Genomic DNA, 22,583 nt, shown 5'->3' with positions numbered 1-22,583 from the left:
TTGTGACTCGCTTGAGTAAATTTTAAGAAAGGTTTTATTTTATGAAAGTTATCATAAACGTCTTTTTAAAAAATGGAGTTTTAGATCCTGCTGGAAAAGCTGTAGAACATGCTCTTAACTCACTCGGTTTTGATGGCGTAAATGAAGTAAGAATCGGAAAACAAATCGTTCTAAATTTAAAAGACGACATCAGTGATGCTGATATCAAAACAATGTGCGAAGAACTATTAGCTAATACGGTCATAGAAGATTACGAAATCATAAAAGGCTAAAAATGAAAGTAGCTATCGTAAATTTTCCAGGAACGAACTGCGAAAGAGATACAAAATACGCATTTGATAAACTAGGTTGTCAAACACAAATAATATGGCATAAAGATACTACTATCAATGCAGATCTTATCGTTTTACCGGGCGGTTTTAGTTATGGAGATTATCTAAGAACCGCAGCTATATCTAAATTTAGTCCTGCGATGAGTGCTGTCGTAGCTCACGCTAAAAAAGGCGGACTAGTTTTAGGTATATGCAACGGTTTTCAAATGCTTTTAGAGACCAGACTTTTAGAAGGCGCGATGAGAAGAAATGAAAATATGAGCTTTATAAGTAAATTTCATCATCTAAAAGTTATCTCAAACAACAATAAATTCCTATCAAATTTTGCTAATAACGATGTGGTAAATATCCCCATAGCACACGGAGAGGGAAATTATTATACCGATGAAGATACCTTAAAAAGACTATACGACAACGAACAAGTTATTTTAAAATACTGCGATGAGAACGGAAATTTAATAAACGTAAATGGATCGATAGATAATATAGCAGGAATTTGTAACAAAGAAAAAAATATCTTTGGACTTATGCCTCATCCAGAACGTGCCATAGAAGAAATCCTAGGAGGAACTGACGGGATGAAAATGCTAAAAGGTCTAGTTTGTTAAAGAGTATTTCTTTAATCGTTTTGCTTGTCTGCTTTATTTTTGCTAGAGATGAAGTAAGTGTGTTTGATATGGTGGGTGAGCAAAACACACCACAAAAGAAAACGATAAATATAGATGATATAAAAAAGATAGCGCCGACAGACGAACCAGACTACAACGCCATTGGAACTCAAATTTATGAAAATATAGAGCCTAATGAAACTAAAATGTCGGTTTCTAAAATAAAAAAATCTGTATATGTCCATCAAATTTTTAGCTTAGATCTAAAAGCAGACACAGGGCACAATCTCGCTTTTGATCTAAATCTTAGCATAAATGCAAATGATATATCATGGCTAAATCCAAAACCAAACTGGATACAGAGTAAAAAAGGCGTGTATAATACAACTCTTTGGTTTGAAGCAAATAAAGAGTCTGCAAATATCGAAGATATCACATTAATACTAAATAGAAATGGTAATTTTTTTCAAAAAGCAAGTATAAAGCCTAAGCTTCCGCTTATAAAAAATCTAAAACAAGAAGAGAATTTCTCAAATACTGTAGCTGATAATCTAGAAGTTAAAAAAGTAAAAAGTTCTAAATTTGATGATGAAAATAATCTAATAACATTAGAACTTGAGATAAAAAATGGCAATCTCAGCTCATTTTTTATACCTTCAAACTTTCAAAAACAAGGCATAGAATCCATAAAAGGCGATTACAATAACCAAACCGGAAGCTACTTTATAATTGCAAACAACAAGATAAAATCTATAGAGTTTAGCTACTACAATTTAAAAGAAGATGAATTTAAAAAATTTAATCTTGATGTTGATGTGCAAGATGATGATCTAAGTACTCAAGTAAATCTAAACCCCAAAGAAAGTGAGTTTGAGCTTTATAAGGATATAACTATATATTCACTTATCGTTATATTTTTACTATTTTTTATCTTTAAAAAAAGCTATTATTCTTTAATCATAGCAATAGTTTTTGGAATTTACTCATTTTATGATAACAAACCTTTTAGCGACGCGACGCTAAAAGCAAACTCAGAAGTCAAGATACTGCCTACAAATAATTCTACTATATTTTACATATCAGACAAACCTCAATCTGTAAAAGTTATGTCTAAAAACGATAAATATACTAAAATATTGTTAGAAAATAAAAATATCGGATGGGTAAAAAATGAAGATATTAAATAAAATAAAAACTATCTTAATCGCGATAGAGCTAGTAATAAGCATAGCTATAGTAGTAATTTTGATGTGGATGTTCAACAAACATCACAGAGAGATCAGAAGAAAATGGGCTAAAGCACAAAGATATTTTATGGGTTATAAAATGCAGATCACAGGAACCCCAAATAAAGATGCAAATTTAGTCATCATGAACCATCAAAGTATGCTAGATATCATTGTTTTAGAAGATATACATCCTGCAAATTTATCATGGATAGCCAAAAAAGAGATCGGCGATATACCTATACTAGGCAAGATTTTAACCATACCAAAAATGATCCCTATCGATAGAAATAATCCAAGATCTATCACGACACTTGTAAAAGACGTAAAAGATCGCATCCAAAACGGTCGCGTGGTAGCAATGTTCCCAGAAGGTACTAGAGGTAAAGGCGATAAACTTTTAAAATTTCATAGCGGCGCTAAGATTATCGTTTCTAAACTAAATTTAAAAGTTCAACCGATAGTTATAGTAAATTCAAGAAAGATACTAGATACAAAAAATTTCTCTTTTAGCAAAGGCGAAGTAAAAGTTATCTATATGGACTTAGTAGATACATCAAATGAAGACTGGATAGAGATAACAAGAGCCAAAATGCAAAAAATACTAGACGAAAATATATGAGTTTTGCCCTACTTCCTATAATGTATGGCTGATTTTTATGAGATATGCGCTAGAATTTATATCCGCAATGACTAAACGTCGTTTGCGGATAAAAAAGCAGATAATTAATGATTATTTCCTAGCTTCTTTGACTAGATCTGCTATTAAAAATGCCAGCTCTAGAGCTTGATCTGCATTCAGACGCGGATCGCACTGAGTTTCATATCTGCTAGCAAGTGCTTCTTCAGTTACCTTAAACGCTCCGCCCGTACATTCAGTTACGTCTTGTCCGGTCATCTCAAGATGCACCCCGCCTGCTATCGTGCCACAAGCCTTATGTATATCAAAAAAGCTTCTTACTTCGCTCATTACGTCATTAAACTCACGAGTTTTAAAGCCACTACTAGCTTTTTGAGTGTTTCCGTGCATCGGATCTATACTCCAAAGGATATTTAACCCTTCTTTTTTGACGCTATTTAGTAAATTTGGAAGTCTATCTTCTATCTTTTTAGCACCCATTCTTATGATGATATTAAGACGTCCTGGCTCATTACTAGGATTTAGTTTGTTTGCTAAAGCCACGATATCTTCAGGCTTAGCATCTGGTCCTATCTTACAACCGATAGGATTTTTAACTCCACTTAAGAAATGTACATGAGCGTCATTTACTCCCCTTGTTCTTTCACCTATCCAAAGCATATGAGCAGAGCAGTCATACCAGTCGCCACTTAAACTATCAATGCGAGTTAAAGCCTCTTCATAAGGAAGCAATAGCGCTTCATGAGACGTATAGAGCTTTGTTTCGCTAAGTGTTGGTGTATTTTGAGTAGTAACGCCACATGCCTCCATAAAATTTAGCGTTTGTGTTAGCTGAGTTGCTAAAAGCTCAAATTTATCTCCGATCTCAGCCCTTTTTATAAAGCCAAGATTCCATCGATGAACTTCGTGCAAATTCGCAAGTCCTCCACGTGAAAATGCTCTAAGTAAATTTAGCGTAGAAGCGCTTTGATAATAAGCCTCGATCATTCTTTTAGGATCAGGCACCCTAGCTTCATTTTTAAACTCAAAACCATTTATGATGTCGCCTCTGTAGCTTGGGAGCTTCACTCCTCCAACTTCTTCAAAATCACTACTTCTAGGTTTTGCAAACTGCCCTGCCACCCTACCTACCTTTACGATAGGACAGCCTCCAGCAAATGTAAGGACTATCGCCATTTGAAGCATTACTTTAAACATATCTCTGATATTATTTGCACTGAAATTCGCAAAGCTCTCAGCGCAGTCTCCGCCTTGAAGTAAAAAGCTATTGCCTAACGTCACATTTTTTAATTCTTCTTTGAGATTTCTTACTTCACCAGCAAAAACAAGTGGCGGAAGAGATTTTATCTTTTTTTCTACGTTGTTTAATTCATTAATATCTGGATAAGTAGGTTGTTGTAAAATATTATACTTTCTCCAGCTATTCACTGTCCATTTTTCCATTATCATACCTTGATTTTATAAGTTTTTTGATTATATCTAAACGTTTCTTTTTTTAAATTTAAAAATTACATTATTTTTACATAAGTTATTTTTAATTAATTTTTCTTTTATGAAATAGTTATATAATTCGCCACTAAAAATATTAAAAGGATCAAATATGGTTTTTGAAGCTATGTTTTCTATCTTTATACTTCTAGCGTCTGGATATTTGGCAAAAAAAACTAAAGTTTTAGCACAAAATCAAGCCATAATATTTATAGATTTTGTCTTATGTTTTGCACTTCCTGCTATGATCTTTGATAGAATTTATCACGTCAATATCGATATAAATTTGATAAATATCATACTTACTGGTTTTGGCTCATCTATATTAGCAGCTCTTATCGCAGTAGGACTTGGGTTTTTATTTAAATTTAAAAAAACTACTATAGTGAGTTTGGCGCTACTTAGTCTTTTTGGAAATACTCTTTTTGTTGGTATCCCGGTCGTTCAGGGATTTTTTGGCGAGGAATCTATAAATGAAGTTATATTTTATGATCAACTAGCAACTGGAATTCCTATATCTATACTAGGTCCGCTAATACTATCGCTTGGTGCTCCTGCAAAGGTTTCTTTGATACAAAATACGATAAAAATACTAAAATTCCCGCCGTTTGTAGCACTTATATTAGGACTAATATGTAGAAATTTTGAACTTCCAAATATTATATTTCCACCGCTTAAAATGTTTGCTAGTAGCGTTGTGCCAGTGGCCCTTTTTGCTGTTGGAATAGGACTTGGATTTAACAGCGTAAAAAGTGCATGGAAAAGCACAAGCGTGGTTTTAGTGGCAAAAATGGTGATAGCACCTGCATTGTTTGTGATAATAGCGTCTTCATTTGGCGTAAATTTCGATCAAAAATGGATGATAGGACTTATAGAATGTGCGATGCCGCCTATGGTTTTAGCTAGTGCTATGATACTAAAAGCAAATTTAGATACCAACTTAGCTATTTCAAGTGTCGCTCTTGGCATAGTATTTACTTTCATAAGCATACCTAGCATATTTTTATTTCTAGCTTGATCTATGACCAAGCTAGGTCTTTTTAGTACTATTTAAAGCTCTCTACTAAATTTCCAACTAACAAATTCCATCCATCTACTAATACAAATATCAGTAGCTTAAAAGGCAAAGATATCATCGTAGGCGGTAGCATCATCATACCCATAGCCATAAGCACAGAGCTTACTACCATATCTATGACTAAAAAAGGAAGATAAAGTAAAAATCCTATCTCAAAAGCTGTTTTTAGCTCACTTATGACAAACGCAGGGGCAGCTACGCTAAATGGCACGTCGTCTATAGTCTTTGGATTTGGCAGAGCTCTTATCCTATAAAATAGAGCTAAATCCTTTTCTCTAGTATTTCTCACCATAAACTCTTTAAATGGTTTGCTACCAAGCTCAAACGCTTCTTGATAGCTGATCTGCTCGGCTAAATACGGTTTTATACCCTCATCGTATGATTTTTTGGCTACTGGTTCCATAATGAAAAACGTAAGTATCAAAGCAAGTGAGATAAGTATGCTAGTAGGTGGCATCTGCTGTGTTGCCATAGCTTGACGCAAAAATGAAAATACTATAATGAGCCTTAAAAAACTAGTCATAACAAAGATCAAAGACGGAGCTAAAGCTAGTATCGTTAGGACTATTAAGACATTTAAGCTAGTAACTAGCTGCTGGGGCGTATCTGGTGCGCTTAATGTTAAATTTATAGTAGGAACAGTGAGCGTATCGGCGGCAAAAACAGCAACAAAGCCAAATAAAAATAGTAGTAAAAACCTCAAAGTCTAGCCTTAAAATTGAATGGCTGATTTTATCAAATTTTGTCTAAATTTTTTCATAAACCAAGCAGTATTTAGTAACCATCTCTTAGACATATCAAATTTTGATGGTATTTTAAATTTACTAATAAATTTAAACAAATTAAAAGCAATCGTAATCAAATTTTAGATTACAAGATATCAATATGAACGACCTTTCTTTATATTTTGAGAAAGTTAAATTTATATTAGAAGTCTCAAAAAAAGAATTTTAAAAAACCAAACTATGTAAATTCAAATTTATAACCTTGAATTCTTTAATTAAAAATTTAGAATTCAATGCAAATTTAAATTACAAAGGATTTATGTATTGCTTAGCAAACTCTTAAAACTCATATAAGGGTTTTACCAGAAATCAAACTAATCTTAAAAGAAGTCATAGAAGAAGTAAGTAATCAAGAACATTTAGCCTACGAAAATAATAGCATTTTAGAAACTATCACAATAGTTATAACACTAAAAACAAATTATGGTAAAATAGCTATTTCAAGAAGAGTTTTTAATCAAAAATTAGTTACAAAGCTAGAAGTTATTGTAAAACGCATATGACGCTTAAGAACTAAGTGATACAAAAAACATCAGATAGTAAAAGCTCAATATTTTAGCTAGATATTTTTAATGAGATTAAAAATAGAGTTAATAATTCTATACCGATAATCTAAGTGGAATTTTAAAGGTAATAAATAGCTTATTTCCTAATGCCGTAGTTCATCAGATACGAAATTCTTTAAAATATGTCTCTTTCAAAGATAGAAATAAAATAGCAAATGAGCCAAAAACTTATTTATGGAGCAGATACTATTAAAATGGCGATTATAAATTTGATAGAATTTAAATAATGCCATTTATAATATCGCTAAATTTTGAGAGAGTAATTAGAAGAATTATCTATATATTTTATATATTCTAAACCCATTATACGGCTTATTTATACAATAAATCAAAGTCTAAATTCTATAATTTAAAATTAAAGCCAAAGATTTCCTAATAATAATAAGCGTCTATAAATCCTTATTTTTAGCAGTTATTAAAATAAATGAAGTGGCTTCAAATCAGAAATTAGAGAGAAATTTACACAAATTACCTTTCCAAAAAGTTTAATTCTCAGAAGTGGCTATTAAGGCTGAAGTTAGTAAGTCATAAATTTGGTCTTGTATGTTAGCTAATGCCAAATTTAGTGCATTTATAGCATTTTCTTCGCTAAATTTATCAATACTTTTTGTTTGGCTTAAGACGCTGTTTGCTAGAACTTTTTTATCATTATTGACACTAACAAAAGCGGAAATTTTAGCTTCGTTTTGGCTGACGTAGATGTCTAGTATGGTTATTTTTAAATTTAAAAAACCTTCTTTGCTCGATAAAACAGGCTTAAATTTGCAGTGATTTTGTAGATAATCTATCAAAGATTTATAGATCATCACGTTTGGATATGAGGCGAATTTCGCATCTTTTAGATATGAAATTTGACTATTTTGCTTATAAATTATATTTCTGCTTTGATAAATATCTAACATTTTTATCTTATCTATAAACACATCTATATTTGCACTTCTATCGCATTTGAAATTTGGTTTAGCTACATTTTCAAGCTCGTAGTATCTACTTTGTATGCCTTGTTTTGCTATACATCCGCTTAGCAAAATGCCAACTAATGTTATAAATAAATATTTCATTTTTTATCTCCTGTATCTTTAAAGAAAAACTCATATGGATTATCTTCTAATCTAAATAGTGTATTTTGTATCTCTGCTATTAGTCCGTTTAGTTCAGATAGCGTATCGTTCGTATTTTGCAATGTAGGTGAGATTATACTTTTGAAGTCATATTCGCCGCTTTCTATCTTTTTTGCTAGCAACATTTGTGTTTGTTCTAAAAGTTTTGCTTGACGATTAGCATCAACTAAAAAGGCATTTAATTGATTTGCTAGCTCTTCAAATTTGATCTTGCTAAGTGCAGACGCGGTCTTGTTTGTGCTACTTAAGATAGTTTTTATATGTTCAATATTTTCTTTGGAATTTAAAAAAGAGCTAAATTTATTTATCGAATCCAAAGTCTGGCTAAGGGCTTTTATATTTTTATCGCTTAGAAGTTCGCCAAATTTTGAGAGTGTTAAATTTAGTCTGTGAGATACATTTACCGCGTTATCTCCTATCTTTGCTAGTAGTCCTTGCTCCATAAAAATGACGGGTTTTTCATCAGCAGCAAATGTACGCGCTTCAGGGGAGCCTTTGGATATATTTATGCTAGCTATCCCGCTTATGCCTTGAATTTCGACTACGGCGACGCTATCTTTTTTTATAGGTAGATCTTTTTTAATACTGAGTTTTATCTCGATAGTAGCAGTTTTTGGATCGCTAAAATATATATCTTTTACGATACCTGCTGGAACTCCTATAAACCTTACTTGTGCATCTTTTTTTATGCCATTTGGTAGCTCTTTTGTCTGTATATAGTAGCTTCTATACTCATCTGCGTTTCCGTTTTTGTTCATAAACAGCAAAAAAACTACCACAAATATCATAACTATACAAAAAAATGCTCCAGCTATGAAATACGAACTTTTACTTTCCATCTAAACTCCTCATCATAAAAAGCTCCCTTAAAGGATTTTCTTTAAATTCCAAAGCTCCTCTAAGATCGCCTTCATAAGCTATTTTATGATTGTGTATTATCAAAAATCTATCTAAAATACTAAAAATGCTATCTATATCGTGAGTTACCATAACGACAGTTATCCCAAGGCTATCTCTAAGGTCGCAAATGAGCCTATCGAGCGCTCTTGCGCTAAGTGGATCAAGCCCTGAGTTTGGCTCATCTAAAAACAAAATTTCAGGGCTAAGAGCCAAAGACCTAGCAAGTGCAACTCTTTTTTTCATACCACCGCTTAGCTCACTTGGATATAAATTTGCTGCCTCAGCGTTTAAACCCACTTTTAAAAGCCACATTTTAGCTATATCGTCTATATCTTTTTTATCGTATTTGCTATATTCTCTAAGCAAAATTCCTATATTATCCAAAACACTCATACCGCTAAAAAGAGCACCAAACTGAAACATTACGCCTATTTTAAGACGAATTTCTTGACGTTTATCCAAATTTGCTTTCCATAAATTTACGCCGTTTATAAATATATCGCCACTTAATGGCTCTTTTAGGTAGATAAGCGTTTTTAAAAGAGTAGTTTTTCCACTTCCACTTCCGCCTAAAAATCCGTAAATTTCACCACGTTTTATGCTAAAACTTACATTATCGTGCATAATGCGTTTTCCAAAAGCGGTTGTTATATTTTTTGCTTCTATCAAATTTCAAGCTCCGTATAAATTATCGAAAAAATAGCATCTATCGCAATGATCCAAAATATCGCATTTACAACGCTTTTTGTAGTAAGCTCTCCAACGCTATCCGTACTTCCACTTACCTCAAATCCTCTCATGCAGCCAATCAGCCCAATGACTGCTCCAAAAAATGGTGCTTTAAATATCCCGACCCAAAAATGCCTAAGCTCAATGCTGCTTTTAAATCTCTCAAGATAATCATTAAAACTAAGATCTAAGTAGAAATTACAAACTATCATTTGTCCAACTATGCTGATAGAATTTGCCAAAAATACGACAAGTGGCATAGCAATGATAAGTGCCATAACTCTTGGTAGAACGATAAATTTAAAAGGCTCAAATCCCATAGTTTTCATAGCGTCTATCTCTTCTGTGATCTTCATAACGCCTATTTGTGCCGTAAAGCTTGAAGCAGAGCGTCCAGCTATTACTATAGCAGCGATGAGAGGACCTACTTCACGAAGCGTCATTATACCCATTATATCAACTACAAAGATACTAGCTCCAAAGCGCTCTAGCATACTAGCTCCTTGATATGCTAAGACTATACCTATCAAAAAGCTTGTTAAGCACACGATAAAAACAGCCTTTATACCTGCGTCTTTGAAGTGGTTTGAAAGCTCTTTAAATCTTATATTTTTAAAATTCCAAATGCTCGAAGCTACACCAAATAAAAACTCTCCTAAAAATATGCAAAAGTTGATGAAGTTGTCTTTTATAGATAAAAAACTTTTACCTAAATTCTCTATTAAATTTAAACTAAAAGGCTTTGATAACTTTGTATTTAGGATCTTTTTATCGCCGACTAATGCGAAAATTTTATCAAATTTATCATTTGAGTTAATGAGTTTAGGAGAGTCGTAAATTTTTGTCATCAAAACTGCAACACTATAGTCGATTCGCTCTAAATTTAAAAGATCTAAAGTATGAACTTTTAGGCTTTTAAGTTTTTTAATGTCACTTTTGCTTAGATTATAGTCAAATTTGCCACTTAGCGTTAAAACGCCGTTTTTAAACTCAAATTTCAAGCTATCTTTCATCACATAATGCCTCGTTTTTTCAAAAGAACGTAAAGTCTAAGCGTAGCAGTAGTTAAAGTAACTATCGCAGGACCAAGTATCACTCCCCAAAATCCAAAGCTAGAAAGTCCAGCAACACCAGCAAAAAACAGAACTAGCTCGTTCATCTTTGCCTTTGTTTTGACTAATTTTTGGTTTATAAATTTAATTATAAGTGGCTTTATAAAATTGTCTGCTAAAGTAGATATCACTATAACTGAATACAAAAATACAACAATCGCTCCAAATGTATCGCCAATGCTTAGCTCATATATGCTAAAAGGCACATAGATAAGTGCGCCACCCACTATAGGTATAAGAGATGCAAATCCAAAAAGTACGCCAAATAAAAGTCCATTTTGTCCGTAAAAAAGCGCTATTAGTGAAAATAAAAATCCTTGTAAAATCGCATTTGCGATAGTTGTATAAAAGACGACGCTCATCGTATTTGTAACTTCTAAAAATATAAACTCAAGTTCGCTAGGCGCCATAGGGGTTACGCTTTTTATATAGCTTGTAAGCTCGTTTGCATACAGATGAGATAAGAAAAAAAATAGAACTATAAGCCCCATATCTGTAAAAAATGACGCGCTTTTTTCTAAGCTACTTTTTATGTAGTTAAAAGCATTTGTTACTAAAGAGTTGAAGTCTATGCTTAAGAGTAATTCTTTAAATTTAGGCTCTAAAAACTGGACTTTGCTAGGTAGCGTAAAGTCGTAGTTTTTAATATACGTAACAATAGAATTTAAATAACTTATATCTACGCTAGTGCCTTGTTCAAATATCGCAACTACGGCATATATAAAAGGTATTATAAATATCGCCACAAAAAATATCGTAGTAAATATCGTAGATATCAATCTTTTACCTTTAGTGGCTTGTAAAAAGAAATTTTGTATGTTTGCTGTAGAAACTGCTAAGAGTATGCCTATGCTTATGGTAAGTAAGTATGACTTAAATAAAAATATCATCCAGCCAAGCATAAATACGGCAAATAGTGCGAAAAAAATTTGATTTGTTTTTTGCATCTTATCGTCTTTTGCTGATTTTAGTGAGTTGTTACTCATCAAATAAGCCTTTGTTATATTTTATCCCTAAAGCATCAAAACTTTTGTAGCTTAGAGTTCTTCCTTTTGCAGTCCTTTGTATATATCCGTTTGCTAATAAATATGGCTCTATCACGTCTTCAATCGTACCTTCGTCTTCGCTCAAAGCAGCAGCTATAGTAGAAAGCCCTAAAGGGCGGTCTTTAGCGTCTAAAAGTATATCAAGATATTTTAGATCCATCTCATCAAACCCAAGGTCATTCACCCCAAGACTATCAAGAGCCTCTTTTGCTCTATCTTTTGTTATACTATTTTCATCGTTTATCTCAGCAAAATCACGTATTCTTTTTAAAAGGCGTAAAGCTATACGAGGAGTTCCACGACTTCTTTTTGCGATCTCTAAGCTAGCTTCTTTTTGACAATTTTTCCCAAGTTTATTTGACGCTTTTGATACTATCAAAGCGAGTTCTTCAGGCGTGTAAAACTGCAGTCTAAACTGCATTCCAAAGCGATCTCTAAGAGGAGCTGATATCATTCCAGCTCTTGTTGTAGCACCAATTAGCGTAAATTTAGGAATGTCTATTTTTATAGTTTGAGCAGCAGGTCCGCTTCCTATGATGATATCTAGTCTAAAATCTTCCATAGCAGAGTACAAAACCTCTTCTATAGCAGAGCTTAGTCTATGGATCTCATCTATGAAAAGTACGTCGCCGACTTCTAAATTTGTTAAGATAGCAGCAAGATCTCCTGATTTTTCTATCATAGGGGCTGCGGTTATCTTTATATTTGTGTTCATTTCGGAGGCTATTATGTGAGCGATAGTAGTTTTTCCAAGTCCAGGAGGCCCATAAAATAGGGCGTGATCTAAGCATTCAGATCGTTTTTTTGCCGCTGCTATAAAAACTTTTAAATTTGACTTGATTTTTTCTTGTCCTATGTAGTCATCAAAGCTAGCCGGTCTTAAATTTATCTCATATTCACTCTCAAAATTTACTTTTTCTATCTCAACTATTCTATCCAAAATTATTCTCCACTATATGGCACAAACTTAGCACCCATTTTTTCAAAATAATACGCTCCACCTTTTATCTCTTTTACGTTGCTATAGCCTTTTTCTTGCAAAAATTTCATAGCCGCCTTAGATCTGATTGCCGTATGACACATCAAGACTATCTCATCGTCTTTTTTGAAATTTTGTTCTATAAGCGACAAAAACATAGGATTTATCTTTCCATTTAAATTTTCAAATGTTATGAGTTTTGAGCCTTCTAAAATGCCAAATTCCATCCACTCACTAGGACGTCTGATATCTACTATGTGATTATTTGGTATATTCATGCTCACTACTTGGAAACTTTTTAGTACGCACTTCGTCTGCGTAATCTTGTATGGCGTTTCTTATCAAATTTGCACCATCTAAAAATCTCTTTACAAATTTAGGTTTAAACTCTTCAAAAAATCCAAACGCATCGCTCCAAACAAGCACCTGACCATCAGTATCGCTTCCAGCGCCTATGCCTATAGTTGGGATTTTTACGCTATTAGTTATCTTTTTGCCTAGTTCGCTAGGAATGCCTTCTAGTAAAAGCAGCCCAGCTCCTGCTAGTTCAAGCTCTAGTGCATCATCTAATATTTTTTTTGCGCTCTCTTCATCTCTTCCTGCTACTTTAAAACCGCCTTCTTTTCTTGAGAGTTGCGGTTTTAGCCCGATATGCCCCATAACGCTGACTCCATTTTGGCTTAGGGCTTTTACGATACCTTTTATCTCAGAACCACCTTCTATCTTTACTGCGTCACAGCCTGTTTTTTTATAAATTTCTATGCAGTTTTTTAAGGCTACTTTTTTAGAGTAGATTGCCCCAAAAGGAACATCTACTACCAAAAATGCTCTTTTAGAGCCGGTTCTAACTGCTTTTGCGTGATATATCATTTCTTTTACACTAAGCCCTATGGTCTCGTTTTTCCCATTAAAGCTCATATTTAAGCTATCTCCGACCAAAATCATATCTGCGTAATCATCAAAAAGCTTAGCAAAAAGAGCGTCATAAGCAGTTATCATCACAATCTTTTGCCTGTTTTTCATAGCAAATAGATCGCTTATAGTGATCTTTTTCATTTTTTTACCTTAATTATTTTATTTTTTGCTAGATTTTACCTAAAATTTGCTACAATTTGTCTGAATATAAAAGGAAAACGCCTGTGGGAATACTCAAACAATTAGAAACTGATTATGATTTAGATATAGTTGAAGACTTTTTGACGCATTTCGATTTTATGTCATCAAGCTTGGATTCTTTGATTATAAAATTGAGCAGAAAAGAAGTTTGCTCAGAAAATTTAGATGAAATTTTTCGTATATTTCGCAATATAAAATCAGCAGCAGAATTTTTAAAGCTAGAGCCTCTTATCAAACTTGCGACGCTTTGTGAAGATATACTTGATGAAGCTAAAAATCAAAAAGATGAAAACTCTGAGGCGAGTGATGAGTTTATAGACTGGCTATTATTGGTTGCTGATCAAGTAGAAGCTTATAGAATAGATATAGAAAACGACGAGCTGTATTTTCACATATTAAATCCAAAGATCATAAATATACCAAAACGATTTTTTTCTTGACAATAGTATTAAATTTATGTATAATCTTTGCACTTTATGGGGGTGACTTGGCTTCGACAGGAGTAGTGAGGTCACGGTGGCATGCAGCTTTGGGCATAGCTTAAAAAGCCTAAAATTAAAATTAAACGCAAACAACGTTAAATTCGCTCCTGCTTACGCTAAAGCTGCGTAAGTTCAGTTGAGCCTTGCTATTTGGCGATGCTATCTAGCTAAATCAGCGAGTAATTTTAGATAGTGTAGCTTTGCTATTTGACGAGTAGTAAGGCGAAATTTAGTCTTAGCTTGGCTAGTTGTTTTGGGAAGTGAGCACGGCTAGGTGAAATTTTCACTTCTGCTAAGCATGTAGAGGCTGTGGGTTTGTTATTTTTGGACTGCGGTTCGATCCCGCACACCTCCACCATTTAATATCTTATATCTATTCAAATCCTTTTTTATTTATTTAATTTTATTACCTATTTTTAATACTTGGAGAGAGTTTTTTTATTGCTGTTTTTTCTCAATTGATTTTGAAAAAATACTATTAATTCTCAAAAAATTTTACTACTAATTAAGTCGCTACTAAGTCACTATTAAAGGAGTTATTATGGCTAAGATTTTAAAGGCTTGTTTGAGCGATAAGGATATCGAGCTTTTAGAGACAAAAGATATTTTGCTGTTGTAGGAAATCCTAAAGAGCTTGAAATTTATATAAAGGAAGCAAGGTTTTTTCAATTACTATTTATGAGGCAAAAAACATAAATACAAATTAGAAGAGTTTAGGGTATAAATTTTTTGCTCTTTTTTTAATTAGCGTTTGCGCGCTACTCTCATTTGCCAAAATATAAATTGTAAAAACTAGTATTTTTAATAAACTTTTCATTTTATTCTTTCTAAATTTTATAATTTTGATTAGCTATTGATATTTAAATTTAGTAAATCATTATAAATTTGCTTTAAAAAAATTGCTCAAATTTATCAAATGGAATTTTACTATTAGATGAGCCTTTTTATCTCCAAGTGCCATCACGCCAGTTTTTGCGTCAATAAATCTTTGCTCATTCATCGCTTTTTTCATCTCATTGCGCTTGTTTTATTATTTAATTTTTTAGGCACATAAAGATCGCCGACTAAAACAATGCCGTAGCGATTTTTAAATGTTGCTTTTGAGTGATTAACTTTGTTGCTTTTGGTAAATATTTTATCCCATTGAGATGTTAGAGATACTGGCTCTAGGGGCGATTTTTGCTCATATTTTTTATCTGAATTTGCTAGTGCTAAAGTAGTGCTTAACACAAGTGGCAAGGCTAATTTTGTGCAGTAATTTTAGATATTTTTATCCAAAAGATGGTAGTCTAATACTACAAAATCATTGCCTAATTCTACAAACTACTAAAATCCTTGCGATTTTAGTAGTTTTTTGTGTGTAATTGGTGGTAAGCCATACATTTTAGCGTATTCTCGGCTAAATTGCGTTGGGCTCTCATAACCCACCATTAAAGCCACGCTATGAGCATCAAAACTACTATTTATAAGTATATTTTTTGCCTCTTCTAGTCGTAAATGTTTTATAAATACAAGGGGGCTTAAGCCTGTTATCTCTTTGAAATTTGAGTAAAAAGATGATGATGAGATATTAAAATTTCTTGCTAAATTCTCTATATTTATTGGATCTTTATAGCTTGATTTAATCTCATTAATGGCTTTTAAAATAATATTTTTTATGCTTCCATTTTGAGTATATGAGCGTAAAAAATCACCCCCATCGCCACTTAAAAGCATGTATAAAATTTCTTTTTTTATTAAATTTGCTCTAAATTTATCACTACTTTCAAGGCCAACAAGCCTAAATATTGCGTTAAGCAAACTATCATCAATATTGCCAAAAAATAGCCCTAAATCTTTTGTATTGTTAAATTTTTTAATCTCTAATTCTTTGATTATCTCTAAAATTTCACCTACGTTAAATGCGATTTTAAGGGCAAGGTATGGGGTTTTGGTGATTGCTACTTTTGTGCTTAGATACATTGGGGCTATTAAGTAGCGACTATTGTCGTAAAAAAATATTTGATTTTTAATCTCAACACTCTTTTGTCCGCTTAAAATTATACAAAACGATGGCTCATAAAATGCATGGATAAATTCTGATTTTTTGCTAATTTTATAAAAATATAGCCACTCAAACTTACTATTAAAAACCCCATCTTTTTGGAATTGGCTATTTAAAATATTGCAAATTTCATCTATCATTACAATACCCTTTGCTTAGATATATTTTGAAATGGTAAAATTATTTATATAATATTTTGTAAATTAGCATAATTGACTTAGTATTAAATTTATTTTGCTCCGCTTGTGGGGAAATTTTATTGGAGAAAAAATGAGTTTATATAATAGAATTCTCTCATCGCTATTTTGTTCTCTCTTTTACTTCTTTAATAAAGTGCTTAGCATCTAAAAAATAGTTCGGATAAGCTCTTTTAAGCTTTTTAACGCTATCTACGCTTACTAAAACGCTTTAACCTTCTGGCTATAAAAGTGGCTTAGGTAGTTTTTTAGATATAGTTTTAACGAGCATTTTCATTAACCAAACGTGATTTGATCTAAATGTAGAGATAGTATCCAAATCGTCTTTTTTGGCTTGATTTAGCTTTAAATTATCCCCGGCTGTTCTTACCGTTTTACTAGATAAAGCCATAGTTATATTTATCCTATAGTATTTTAGTGTGCTTTTTATCATAATAATATCACAAATTTACAAAACTTATAAATTTACACTTTAAAATTTGCTTTGATATACTCTAACGCATCTATGAAAGTGCCAGTAAATTCATATCCATTTTTTACCACTTCAAAGTCGCAAATTTCATTAAGCTTTTTATAGCTTAGGTCTTCATCTTTGTTTAATAGGCTTGAGTTTCTCATCACTACTCCATCAATCTCTTCTTCATCTATCCACACAGGCACGATCTCTGTGCGACAGCGAAAATGATATGGCGGAAGTCCAAAATCCTTAGGCAAAATTTTACCATAATATTTATAAGGAAAAATATGAAATATGGAAACAAAGTAAAAGCTATAAGAAAAGAAAAAATATATCAAGAGTAGAATTAGCCGATATGATAGGCGTTAGTGTAAAAACAATGTATAATTATGAAAATAAAATAACAAAAATATCAAGTGATGATTTGAAAAAAAATATCAAATGCCCTTAAAATAAATCTTAAAGCTATTTTTATATCAGTTAGATTTTAAATGATTTTTTACACTATTTAAATTTATTGCGATTTAAATCTAAAAATCAAAAAATTTTAAGTTAAATTTGATACAATCCTAGCTCAAGTTTATTTAGAGAGTTTATAGTTATGGATACTTTTAGATTATTAAATCAAATAAGCATTGTCAAAGATGAGATTTATGGGGGGGGGGTATATCTATATAACTGGTATAATGATATAGGCGTAAATATAGAATGCGAAAATATCCACTCAATAGACAAACGCAAAATCACATTCACAGACAAATTCAAGCAAGAATATATAGATTTCTTAAAAACAAATTATTTTATAAATGAAACTGATTTTCCAAAAGAGTTTTATCTCCAAGAATACAACAAACAACTCCAAAAAGAACAAGACGAATTGCATCTAATTTTGCTACCGGCTGGTTATGCATGTAATTTTGATTGTGTATATTGCTATGAAAACCACAATGACCGCTCTAGATTTAAGGGTAAACATAGCGATATTATATATGATTTAATCAAGCAAAAAAATCCCAAAAAACTTCACATTGAATACTTTGGTGGTGAGCCACTTTTAGGGCTATCTTGGATACTTGATTTTGAAGAGCGTATCAAGGATATCGAGCACACTTCTTCGATGACCACAAATGGATATCTCTTAAACAAAGAGAATTTTAGAGCTTTGTTGGATAAAAATATAAGAACATTCCAAATAACACTAGATGGAATCGCCAAAACCCATGATAAACTAAGAATCAAATATGGTGGCGGTAAAACATACGATACTATACTAAATAATCTTAAAGATATTCAAACCTTAAAAGATGATTTTAAGATAATCATAAGATGTAATTTTAATGAGAGCAATGCCACGCCAGATTACAGAAAAGATTATTTTACAAACATTGCCTTCACAAAAAAAGATTATAGATTTAATCTGATTTTTAGACCCATAGGCCTATACTCTCAATCCAATAATACAACAACTCAAAGGCACATTGATGCTTGCTACTCTAGCGCTGATAATATCAAGCATATCTGGGAAGAAGAGGCGCAAAATCAAGATTATCTTTTAGGCGATATTGGCTTATATACACTTGCAGGCGGGGCGATTTGCTACGCTTCCAAAGAGTCATGCTACACAATCACGCCTAATTTTGAAGTTCTTAAATGCACCATAGCAGTAGATCAAGATATAAACAAATTTGGAGATATAAAAGATGAATTAAAACTAAACCACCAAAAATTAAAAAACTGGGAAAAATATAGCAAATTTGATGAGAGCTGTCTAAAATGCTTCTATTTTTTTCAATGTATGAATAGATCTTGTCCTTTACACAACCTAGAAAATAAAAGAAAAATTTGCCCCATAAAGCATAGCGACGAAAAATATATGGTAAAAATGATCAAAAGACAAAAAAATATTTTAGAAAGGTTAATATGAATAAGACATTTAATTTCACAGGTTCTAGCATAAAAGCCAATTTTGCTATCGAAATGGATATAGATATTTTGCAAACTACCGAGCAAAATGCATATATAAAATTTGAAAGCAACAGCGATCAAATAATAGTAGAACATACAGAAAATAGCCTAACTATAAGCTCTAAAATAGACGATAAAATATCATCAAATATCGACAATATAAATAGTCTTAGCGACCTATTTGTAGTTGCGCTAAAAGCAGGGATAAAATCCCAAAATATAAAAGGCATAGCAAAAATCTTCATACCTCAAAACAACAATAGCTCCTTAAATCTCAAAACAAACAATGCTGACATCATATCAGAAGCTAAAATAAATAATTTAAATTTAAATATCAATAACGGCAACATCACAATAAAAAACAGCACAAATGATCTAAACGCAAAATCAAATAATTGTAATTTCGATATACAAGGCGATACAAAAAATCTAAAAATAGATTCTAATAACGGAACCATCGACATCACAAGCGATATAGAAAATTTAGATATAAAATCAAATAACTCCAATATAACATTAACAGGAAACAACAAAATCAATAATTGGAAAATAAAAATAAATAACGGCATCATAAGGATAAATAAAAAAGATTTCGATGGAACCATTTACCACAAAGAAAATATCATAAATAGTGGTAGTGGCCAAGGCATCATAAAGATAATTGGCGGCAAGATTATCGAAATTAAATAAATTTATGAAAGGAGAGAAAATGAAAATAGATAAAAGCTTGATATATCTGGCGGTTGCTGGATCAAAATCTAGCGTTTTGGGTAATACAGTATGCCGTTGCAGTCCCAATTTAGGATGCTATTAATAAATAAATTTTTTGGAGGAAAAAATGAAAATAGATGTAAGTATTAACACAATGGCAAACAATTATAATATTTGACCAAAGAGTGGGGATTTGGGTTGTGGCATCACCGCAAATATCCCTTGCTGATAAATATAATTTAAATAAAATTATATTTAATATAGCTTGACTACGAGATAGACTTGCCTAGTCAAGCTATCAATGCGTGTATCTATTCAAGTTCTCACTTAACCCACTGTAAAAGTCTTTCAAAGTTGCTGTGCGGGGAAGCAGATTTAAAAGTTTTTTAAACTCTGGTGAGTTTAAAAATGGTTTAGGGATAATGGGAATTTGGATTTCATTTTTAGATTTTAAATTTTTATTGATATTTTTATAAATTAGATACCATAAATTATTATAATATGATTTAAAAATTCAGGAGCGATCGATGATTTTTATTTTGGGTTTTATAATAATTACGATATTGGCGATATATGCCAATGTTCTTATCTATATGTTTGCTGTATTGGTGATACTAGTTATTGTTTCGCTTATTGGTTCGCTAGGTATGATACTAAATATGATATTTGGCGAATATTTACCATATATATTGATTGGGATATTGGCTATAATTTTTATAAGGTATATGGCTAGAAAATGGTGGATTTAAGGTGATAAATCAAATTTATCAGCAAATTTAAATTTTTAAGCCAATCATCTAATCATGCTTAAAATTTGACTCTTTATGGTTTTAGATTCTTAGCTAAATCGCAAGAGTTTTTATCTCCATTATAACAAGCTCTTTTATAGATATCTCGTGCTATTGATTCATTTTTCTCCACACCAGTACCATTCTTAAACATATACGCTAACCTTAAACAAGCAGGTATATACCAAAACTTAGCACACGTATAGTCATAAACATTTGCAGCGTCGCCATACTTAGCTTGATCGTAAAAATAATCACCTAGTTTCTTGCAGCTTACCTTATCTCCCGCCTTACAATCGTTAGTTAGTTTATCTTTAGTTGTTTGCAACAAAGTATCACTAGAACCTAAGGTATCATTTGTTACTAAAGTGCTATTTTTTGTAGCACTACATCCTAATAAAACAAATACAAATAACGCAGAAATACTAAAAATAGTTTTTTTCATATTTATCCTAACATTCTACTATGATTTATAGCCCAACTGATATGTAAATTTAAACTTAAATCTATAAGCTAGGCTAAGCAGATTATTTAGACCACCGGTCTAATAAGCATCATTTTAAGATATCTCATCTGACAAATGATCGTCTAAACTAACTTTTTAATCCTTACGCACGACCGATAATATAATATGTTTCCTTGCCGTCTAGTTTTTTGATTTTAAATTTATATTTTAATGCCCATTCGCTAACAATCTCATTAAAAGCTTTTTTGATCTCGTTATCGTTTGATTCACATTTGATCTTAAAAACATCTTCGCTATTTGATATAGCTACAAAAGCAAAATGCAACTTTAACTTATCATTTAAATTTAAAATATGTGAAATTTCGTTTTCATCAAAATCACAAGCAGATAAAATCCTTTTTACTTGCTGCAATAAAGCATCATTTATATTGTATCCAAGACCTATTAAGATCGAATCTAAATTCATTTTTTCTCCTTATTTTTGCGTTATTAAATTCATTCATTAGCACTTTTTTGACTTATAAGAACAGCTTCTATTATCTTTTTTATATCACCATCAAGTATAGCATCTGTTTGGCTGTATGCTTCGCCACTTCTATTGTCTTTTACTTGTTGATACGGGAATAGGACATATGAGCGTATCTGATGACCCCAGCCTATTTCGCTTTTTTCTATAGAGTTATTTGCAGCTTGCTGTTTCATAAGCTCAAATTCATAAAGCCTTGATTTTAGCATTTTCATAGCAGTAGCTTTGTTTTTGTGCTGACTTCTGTCATTTTGACACTGCACTACAATGCCTGTTGGGATATGAGTTATGCGAACTGCACTTTCAGTTTTATTGACATGCTGACCACCTGCACCACTAGCTCTATAATAATCTAGCCTTAAATCCTTATCTTCTATCTCGATCTCAATATCATCATCGACTTCAGGGCTTACCATCACGCTTGAAAAGCTTGTATGGCGACGTCCTGCACTATCAAATGGGCTAGTTCTAACAAGGCGATGGATACCATTTTCAGCTTTTAGATATCCATAAGCATTCTCGCCTTTTACGATAAAGCTTACATCTTTTAATCCAGCTTCATCACCTTCTTGAAAGTCCAAAGTTTCGACCTTAAACCCTTCTCTTTCGCAAAATCTCAAATACATTCTATAAAGCATACTAGCCCAGTCATTGCTCTCGGTCCCACCGGCTCCAGGATGTATGCTAACAATGGCATTTTTGCTATCATCTTCGCCACTAAGCATCATAGAAATTTCTAAATTTGTTATCTTATCTTCTAAGCTAGAAGCGTCATCAAAAAGCGAAGAAAGCGTCTCTTCATCGTTTTCACTATTTGCTAATTCATAAAGATCAAGAGCGTCATCCACAGCGCTTTTTGCAGTTTTAAATTTATTTAGCATACCGACTATTTTTGTCTTTTCTTTTTGTAAATCACTAGCTTTTTTAATGTCATTCCAAAAAGCAGGATCATTTTCTAAAGTCGTGATCTCACACAATCTTTTTTCTATAAACTCAGGCTTAATTATAGAGCTGATATTTTCTATTTTTGTATTTAGCTTTTTTAATAGTTCTGTGTATTCGTAATTGTCCAAATTTATTCCTTGAATTTTTCATAATTTTACCCTATTTTTGGTTAAAATTTAGTTATAGCTATTTTTGATTTTCATAAAATCAGAAGATTTAGTTAAAGCCCTTTAAGAAAATTATGCTAAAATAAGCGGTTAAAAATTCTTTATAAAG

General features: G+C 32.1%; 27 protein-coding genes, 1 other RNA gene and 1 pseudogene. 11 read left to right on the top strand and 18 right to left on the bottom strand.

Going from position 1 to position 22,583, the window contains the following annotated elements; genetic code table 11:
* The first annotated feature begins 41 nt into the window (after window positions 1-41).
* The 4 genes from purS to CHLWT_RS03935 are packed head-to-tail and all read left to right on the top strand — an operon-like array spanning window position 42 to window position 2,788.
* Window positions 42-272: a phosphoribosylformylglycinamidine synthase subunit PurS gene (gene purS / locus CHLWT_RS03950; protein WP_063998350.1), complete on the top strand. Its 231-nt coding sequence runs from the start codon at window positions 42-44 to the stop codon at window positions 270-272.
* Window positions 273-274: 2 nt separating this feature from the next.
* A complete protein-coding gene (gene purQ, locus CHLWT_RS03945; protein WP_111948823.1) occupies window positions 275-940 on the top strand; it encodes a phosphoribosylformylglycinamidine synthase subunit PurQ in 666 nt (221 codons plus the stop codon).
* Window positions 934-2,127: an SH3 domain-containing protein gene (locus CHLWT_RS03940; RefSeq protein ID WP_112000381.1), complete on the top strand. Its 1,194-nt coding sequence runs from the start codon at window positions 934-936 to the stop codon at window positions 2,125-2,127. The genes purQ and CHLWT_RS03940 overlap by 7 nt, the downstream gene beginning before the upstream one ends.
* Window positions 2,111-2,788, top strand: coding sequence for a lysophospholipid acyltransferase family protein (locus CHLWT_RS03935; protein ID WP_063998353.1), 678 nt, complete (start codon window positions 2,111-2,113; stop codon window positions 2,786-2,788). Before CHLWT_RS03940 ends, CHLWT_RS03935 begins: the two co-directional genes overlap by 17 nt.
* 111 nt (window positions 2,789-2,899) lie before the next feature.
* Here the strand turns inward: CHLWT_RS03935 and CHLWT_RS03930 are convergent, their stop codons facing one another.
* Complete coding sequence (locus CHLWT_RS03930) at window positions 2,900-4,249, bottom strand: class II 3-deoxy-7-phosphoheptulonate synthase (RefSeq protein WP_063998354.1); 1,350 nt, start codon at window positions 4,247-4,249, stop codon at window positions 2,900-2,902.
* A gap of 157 nt (window positions 4,250-4,406) precedes the next feature.
* On the opposite strand from CHLWT_RS03930, the gene CHLWT_RS03925 reads away from it, so the two are divergent.
* Window positions 4,407-5,312 (top strand): AEC family transporter, encoded by a 906-nt coding sequence (locus CHLWT_RS03925; protein WP_063998355.1) that lies wholly within the window; start codon window positions 4,407-4,409, stop codon window positions 5,310-5,312.
* 28 nt (window positions 5,313-5,340) lie between these two features.
* Here CHLWT_RS03925 and fliP read toward each other — a convergent pair whose 3' ends face one another.
* Complete coding sequence (gene fliP / locus CHLWT_RS03920; RefSeq protein WP_111948831.1) at window positions 5,341-6,075, bottom strand: flagellar type III secretion system pore protein FliP; 735 nt, start codon at window positions 6,073-6,075, stop codon at window positions 5,341-5,343.
* Between the two features lie 688 nt (window positions 6,076-6,763).
* Between fliP and CHLWT_RS09705 the strand changes: the two are divergent.
* Window positions 6,764-6,889, top strand: a pseudogene (locus tag CHLWT_RS09705) (IS256 family transposase); the annotation flags it as partial.
* 319 nt (window positions 6,890-7,208) lie between these two features.
* Here the strand turns inward: CHLWT_RS09705 and CHLWT_RS03915 are convergent.
* The 8 genes from CHLWT_RS03915 to panB are packed head-to-tail and all read right to left on the bottom strand — an operon-like array spanning window position 7,209 to window position 13,666.
* Window positions 7,209-7,784 (bottom strand): ABC-type transport auxiliary lipoprotein family protein, encoded by a 576-nt coding sequence (locus CHLWT_RS03915; protein WP_112000380.1) that lies wholly within the window; start codon window positions 7,782-7,784, stop codon window positions 7,209-7,211.
* A complete protein-coding gene (locus tag CHLWT_RS03910) occupies window positions 7,781-8,683 on the bottom strand; it encodes an MlaD family protein (RefSeq protein ID WP_112000379.1) in 903 nt (300 codons plus the stop codon). Before CHLWT_RS03910 ends, CHLWT_RS03915 begins: the two co-directional genes overlap by 4 nt.
* Window positions 8,673-9,368: an ABC transporter ATP-binding protein gene (locus CHLWT_RS03905; protein WP_063999002.1), complete on the bottom strand. Its 696-nt coding sequence runs from the start codon at window positions 9,366-9,368 to the stop codon at window positions 8,673-8,675. Before CHLWT_RS03905 ends, CHLWT_RS03910 begins: the two co-directional genes overlap by 11 nt.
* A 41-nt stretch (window positions 9,369-9,409) precedes the next feature.
* Window positions 9,410-10,486 carry an MlaE family ABC transporter permease gene (locus CHLWT_RS03900; RefSeq protein ID WP_112000378.1) on the bottom strand — a complete coding sequence of 359 codons (1,077 nt, stop codon included), beginning with the start codon at window positions 10,484-10,486 and terminating at the stop codon, window positions 9,410-9,412.
* Complete coding sequence (locus CHLWT_RS03895) at window positions 10,486-11,571, bottom strand: AI-2E family transporter (protein ID WP_111948839.1); 1,086 nt, start codon at window positions 11,569-11,571, stop codon at window positions 10,486-10,488. Before CHLWT_RS03895 ends, CHLWT_RS03900 begins: the two co-directional genes overlap by 1 nt.
* On the bottom strand, window positions 11,564-12,571 hold the full coding sequence (gene ruvB, locus CHLWT_RS03890) for a Holliday junction branch migration DNA helicase RuvB (RefSeq protein WP_111948841.1): 1,008 nt from the start codon (window positions 12,569-12,571) through the stop codon (window positions 11,564-11,566). The genes CHLWT_RS03895 and ruvB overlap by 8 nt, the downstream gene beginning before the upstream one ends.
* A 2-nt stretch (window positions 12,572-12,573) precedes the next feature.
* Window positions 12,574-12,888, bottom strand: coding sequence for a rhodanese-like domain-containing protein (locus CHLWT_RS03885; protein ID WP_111996247.1), 315 nt, complete (start codon window positions 12,886-12,888; stop codon window positions 12,574-12,576).
* Window positions 12,872-13,666 carry a 3-methyl-2-oxobutanoate hydroxymethyltransferase gene (gene panB / locus CHLWT_RS03880; protein WP_112000377.1) on the bottom strand — a complete coding sequence of 265 codons (795 nt, stop codon included), beginning with the start codon at window positions 13,664-13,666 and terminating at the stop codon, window positions 12,872-12,874. The genes CHLWT_RS03885 and panB overlap by 17 nt, the downstream gene beginning before the upstream one ends.
* Before the next feature lie 83 nt (window positions 13,667-13,749).
* Between panB and CHLWT_RS03875 the strand changes: the two genes are divergently transcribed.
* A complete protein-coding gene (locus CHLWT_RS03875) occupies window positions 13,750-14,166 on the top strand; it encodes a phosphorelay protein (RefSeq protein ID WP_111948847.1) in 417 nt (138 codons plus the stop codon).
* A gap of 38 nt (window positions 14,167-14,204) precedes the next feature.
* Window positions 14,205-14,566, top strand: a transfer-messenger RNA (tmRNA) gene (gene ssrA / locus CHLWT_RS03870).
* 519 nt (window positions 14,567-15,085) lie between these two features.
* On the opposite strand, the gene CHLWT_RS09555 is transcribed toward ssrA, so the two are convergent.
* The 5 genes from CHLWT_RS09555 to CHLWT_RS03850 form a co-directional block, all read right to left on the bottom strand.
* Window positions 15,086-15,220 carry a hypothetical protein gene (locus tag CHLWT_RS09555; protein WP_258461033.1) on the bottom strand — a complete coding sequence of 45 codons (135 nt, stop codon included), beginning with the start codon at window positions 15,218-15,220 and terminating at the stop codon, window positions 15,086-15,088.
* Window positions 15,217-15,438 (bottom strand): hypothetical protein, encoded by a 222-nt coding sequence (locus CHLWT_RS09360; RefSeq protein WP_217903981.1) that lies wholly within the window; start codon window positions 15,436-15,438, stop codon window positions 15,217-15,219. Before CHLWT_RS09360 ends, CHLWT_RS09555 begins: the two co-directional genes overlap by 4 nt.
* A 96-nt stretch (window positions 15,439-15,534) precedes the next feature.
* Complete coding sequence (locus CHLWT_RS03860; RefSeq protein ID WP_112000376.1) at window positions 15,535-16,392, bottom strand: AraC family transcriptional regulator; 858 nt, start codon at window positions 16,390-16,392, stop codon at window positions 15,535-15,537.
* Window positions 16,393-16,672: 280 nt separating this feature from the next.
* Complete coding sequence (locus CHLWT_RS03855; protein ID WP_143211753.1) at window positions 16,673-16,882, bottom strand: hypothetical protein; 210 nt, start codon at window positions 16,880-16,882, stop codon at window positions 16,673-16,675.
* Between the two features lie 32 nt (window positions 16,883-16,914).
* On the bottom strand, window positions 16,915-17,163 hold the full coding sequence (locus CHLWT_RS03850; RefSeq protein ID WP_170253220.1) for a hypothetical protein: 249 nt from the start codon (window positions 17,161-17,163) through the stop codon (window positions 16,915-16,917).
* 14 nt (window positions 17,164-17,177) lie between these two features.
* Here CHLWT_RS03850 and CHLWT_RS09700 point away from each other — a divergent pair, with 14 nt between their 5' ends.
* From CHLWT_RS09700 to CHLWT_RS03835, 3 genes are all read left to right on the top strand, one after another.
* The gene (locus tag CHLWT_RS09700) at window positions 17,178-17,357 is read left to right on the top strand and encodes a helix-turn-helix domain-containing protein (RefSeq protein ID WP_112000374.1); all 180 of its coding nucleotides are present in this window, start codon (window positions 17,178-17,180) and stop codon (window positions 17,355-17,357) included.
* Window positions 17,358-17,507: 150 nt separating this feature from the next.
* A complete protein-coding gene (locus CHLWT_RS03840) occupies window positions 17,508-18,830 on the top strand; it encodes a radical SAM/SPASM domain-containing protein (RefSeq protein WP_176320859.1) in 1,323 nt (440 codons plus the stop codon).
* Entirely contained in the window at window positions 18,827-19,561 is a 735-nt protein-coding gene (locus CHLWT_RS03835; RefSeq protein ID WP_112000372.1) for a DUF4097 family beta strand repeat-containing protein, read from the top strand. The genes CHLWT_RS03840 and CHLWT_RS03835 overlap by 4 nt, the downstream gene beginning before the upstream one ends.
* Window positions 19,562-20,404: 843 nt before the next feature.
* On the opposite strand, the gene CHLWT_RS03830 is transcribed toward CHLWT_RS03835, so the two are convergent.
* The 3 genes from CHLWT_RS03830 to prfB all read right to left on the bottom strand — a co-directional run bounded on the left by CHLWT_RS03830 (window position 20,405) and on the right by prfB (window position 22,435).
* Window positions 20,405-20,815 (bottom strand): SEL1-like repeat protein, encoded by a 411-nt coding sequence (locus CHLWT_RS03830; protein ID WP_063998386.1) that lies wholly within the window; start codon window positions 20,813-20,815, stop codon window positions 20,405-20,407.
* 163 nt (window positions 20,816-20,978) lie between these two features.
* The gene (locus CHLWT_RS03825; RefSeq protein ID WP_111949963.1) at window positions 20,979-21,302 is read right to left on the bottom strand and encodes a type II secretion system protein; all 324 of its coding nucleotides are present in this window, start codon (window positions 21,300-21,302) and stop codon (window positions 20,979-20,981) included.
* Window positions 21,303-21,331: 29 nt separating this feature from the next.
* Window positions 21,332-22,435 carry a peptide chain release factor 2 gene (gene prfB, locus CHLWT_RS03820; protein ID WP_112000370.1) on the bottom strand — a complete coding sequence of 368 codons (1,104 nt, stop codon included), beginning with the start codon at window positions 22,433-22,435 and terminating at the stop codon, window positions 21,332-21,334.
* Between the last annotated feature and the right edge of the window lie 148 nt (window positions 22,436-22,583).

Origin of the sequence: Campylobacter hyointestinalis subsp. lawsonii (genome assembly GCF_013372165.1) — a bacterium.
GTDB classification, from domain to species: domain Bacteria; phylum Campylobacterota; class Campylobacteria; order Campylobacterales; family Campylobacteraceae; genus Campylobacter; species Campylobacter lawsonii.
The sequence above is the reverse complement of the archived record's forward strand: the minus strand, read 5'-3'. Positions and strand labels throughout refer to the sequence as shown.